The sequence below is a fragment of the Streptomyces sp. AC512_CC834 genome (assembly GCF_019049325.1).
GTDB lineage: Bacteria > Actinomycetota > Actinomycetes > Streptomycetales > Streptomycetaceae > Streptomyces.
Genome location: NZ_JAGMUO010000102.1, coordinates 1 through 3,496, shown reverse-complemented (window position 1 = coordinate 3,496; position 3,496 = coordinate 1). Strand labels below are relative to the sequence as shown.

Here is a 3,496-nt window from a genome sequence, read left to right as displayed (position 1 = left end):
GAACGCGGGCCTACTCGGTGACCATCAAAGGATCATTCGGGAAGGTACGCCTCCGCGTCCCCGCCCGGGGCTGATCCACAGGTCTTGAGCATTGCTCGATGGCGTCGGCGCAGGACTCCCTTGCCTCCGCCCACCGCAACGCCGCACGCTCCATCGCACAGGCCAACCGTCAGGTGGAGGACGCTGAACGAGCCCTTGGCCAGGCTGCTCGACGTGCCATGGAGCAGCGTGAACAAGCTGCGGAGAACGTCGAGCGCGCGGAGGAGAGCCTCTCAGACGCGAAGCGTGAGTCGTTGCGCGCGGAGGAAAACCTCACCCGCGCCCGCCAGGACGCAGCCGCGCAGCTTGCCGACCTCAACGACCAGTTGGAGCGCGGCAAGCTCGACGAGCGGGACGCCACCCTGCGCGTCCAGGAGGCGCAGCAGGAACTCAACAAGACGCAGGCGGAGTACGACGCCGGCAAGGCGACGGAACTCCAGCTCCAGCGCGCACAGCTTGCCTTCGACCAGTCGGTTCAGGCTGCCGCGCAGCAGAAGAAGGACTACGCACAGCTTCAGAAGGACGCGGAGGCAGCGAAGAAGGCGGGCGTCGACGGGAACGAAGACGTCAAGCGCGCCGCGGAACAGCTTGCCGGCGCGCAACAGGGCGTCATCGACAAGACGGAAGCCGTTGCCGACGCACAAAAGGACGCCGCGAAGGCGCAGGTTGAGGCCGCTCGGTCGGTTGCCGATGCGCAGCGCGCACTCTCGGACGCCGTGGACAGTGCGGCTGATACTCAGGTTCAGGCTGCGGAGTCCGTCAAGGCTGCGGAGCGTGGCGTCGAGTCGGCACGCCTCTCGTCCATCGACACCACGGCGAAGGCTGCGACGAAGTCCGATGAGTATCGTGAAGCACTTGCGAAGCTGACCCCCGAACAGCGGAAGCTGTACGAGTCCCTCTCCGGACCGCAGGGCCTCATCCCCGCCTTCAAGGAGTGGTCGAAGTCCCTCCAGCCGGACACGCTTCCGATCTTCACGCGAGCCGTTGACGGGGCGAAGAAGTCCCTTCCTGGTCTGACGCCACTGGTCAAGAATTCCGCGGGCGCTGTCGGGGAACTCATGGACCGCGCGAGCCGGAAGCTCAAGAACCCCTTCTGGACCCGCTTCAAGAAAGGTGTCGCGGAGAGCGCGAAGCCTGCCATTGTCGGTCTGGGAGTGTCCTTCGGCCACGTCTTCGAGGGCATGGCCGGCGTCATCGACGCTTTCTTTCCGCATATGACCGGCATCTCCGACGAGATGCAGCGGATAACTGGCCGATTCGCCAGGTGGGGAACCGGACTCCGTGGATCTCCTGAATTCGAGGGATTCCTTCGGTACGTCAAGGAAACCGGCCCTGGAGTCGCTGAGACTCTGGGCAACATCTTCGACGCCCTGTTTGAAGTCGCCCACGCCCTAACCCCCATTGCGGGACCTCTGCTCACAGTTATCGGCGCCATAGCAAGCGGCATCGCGACCGTGGCGGAAGAGGCGCCGTGGCTCATTCAGGCGCTGTACGGAATCATCGTCGTGACGAAGCTCTGGACAATCGCTCAATGGGCTCTGAACGCCGCCATGACGGCCAACCCGATCGGCCTCGTCGTCCTCGCCGTTGCCGCTCTGACGGCTGCCGTCGTCCTCGCCTGGAATAGGTGGCCTGCCTTCCGCAACGCCGTGACCACGACGTGGACCGTCATACGCGTAGCGGCGCAGGTGGCGTGGACGAAGTTCCTGAAGCCCGCTTTTGACAACATGTGGGCGGCGCTGAGGGTCGTCGGGTTTGCCTTCCTGTGGCTTTACAACAGCGCCGTACGGCCTGTCTCCGACTGGGTGGCCAGTAAGACGAAATGGCTGTACGGCAAAGCCCTGAAGCCGATCTTCGACGTCATATGGTCCGGACTGAAGTGGGTCGGTGAGAAATTTCTCTGGCTGTACAACAGCACCGTCAAGCCCGTGGCCGACTGGATATCCGACAAGGTCGGTTGGCTGTGGGGCAAGGGACTGAGCCCTGCCTTCGAGAAGATCAAGTCTGGTATCTCGGCCGTCAGTAACGCCTTCAAGTCCGCCAAGAGGATCATCAAGGAGAATTGGGCAGACATTGCCAGAACGGCTGTACGCCCGGTCAACTGGATAATCGACCTCGTCTACACCAAGGGCATTAAGAAGCTGTTCGACAGCGTAGCCAAGTACGTTGGAATGGGCAAGCTCCCCAACGCTCCAAAACTCCTGAGCGAGCCGGAAGGGTTTGCTGACGGCGGACGGACGAAGGGCGGAGTCCCGGGCAAGGACTCCATCCCCGCACTCCTGATGCAGGATGAGTACGTCGTAAAGCGGGACAGTGCCAGGAAGGTTGGGTTCGGGACCCTCGAACACATCAACCGGTACGGCGAACTCCCCGGCGTTCAGCGCTACGCCGATGGAGGCATTGTCGGCGGCATCTGGGACTGGACAAAGGACACCGTCTCCGACGTCATCGGCAAGAACGTGCGCGCCGCCGTGGGTGCAGGTGAGCTGATGACCAATCCCGGCAAGGCGTTCGACGGCTTGATGCGTCCGGTCGTAAAGCTGCTCTCCGGTGCCGGCAAGTACCCCCTGGCGCAGACCCTCGCCAAGCTGCCTCCGAAGATGATCGGCGGACTTCGGAAGAAGGTGGTGGAGTCGGCGGCAGGGCTGTTCACGGGCGGTCCGACGTCAGGAGGCGGAGACTGGGCGTGGCCCGTGCTGGCTGCCATGGGCACCCGCTACGGCGTGGCCGGCTCCATGTGGTCGTCAGGTTTTCATACTGGAACTGACTTCCCCGCAGCCGCGGGAACCCCTGTGAAGGCTGTGGCCAACGGACGTGTGGCCAGTGCGACGAGCGGCGGACCTTATGGCCGACATGTGCTCATCGACCACGGGGGCGGACTGGCGTCGCTGTATGCGCATCTCTCGCGGATGCAAGTTCAGTCCGGAGCCGGCGTGCTGCGCGGGCAGGTCATTGGTGCTGTCGGCGCCACTGGCAATACCACCGGACCGCACCTCCACCTGGAAGCCAGGCGGAACGGTCGCCCTGTCAACGCAGAGGCCTATCTCTTCGACGACGGGGGCTTTCTCCAGCCCGGCATGAACCTCGTCGCCAACGGCACGGGAAAGCCTGAGCCGGTGTTCACCGCGCAGCAGTGGGCGGACATCCGTGGGGCGAAGAGCGGCGGCTCCGACCGTCCGATCATCGTCGAGAACCACACCTACCTAGGCACACGAGAGATCACAGACATCATCGACACCCGCATCAACATCTACGACGGTGACATCGCGACCGATCTCAACAATGGTCGCTGGGTCTGACGCACACCACCACGCACACACGCAGGGCCGTATCCGCCATGGGTACGGCCCTTCCCATTTCTAGCCTCGATCTTGCGTGACGGGTCGCCGACGGAGTCGGTGGCCCGTTTTCGTGCCGTGAGCTGAGGTTGTGCAGGCTGAGGGCCCGAGTGTCGTCT

The 3,496-nt window shown here is 63.7% G+C and carries 1 protein-coding gene; it reads left to right on the top strand.

The genetic code is table 11. The annotated features are described in order from the left end of the window. Positions 1-98: 98 nt before the first annotated feature. Positions 99-3,338 carry a peptidoglycan DD-metalloendopeptidase family protein gene (locus KUM40_RS33555; RefSeq protein ID WP_217170081.1) on the top strand — a complete coding sequence of 1,080 codons (3,240 nt, stop codon included), beginning with the start codon at positions 99-101 and terminating at the stop codon, positions 3,336-3,338. Positions 3,339-3,496 lie beyond the last annotated feature (158 nt).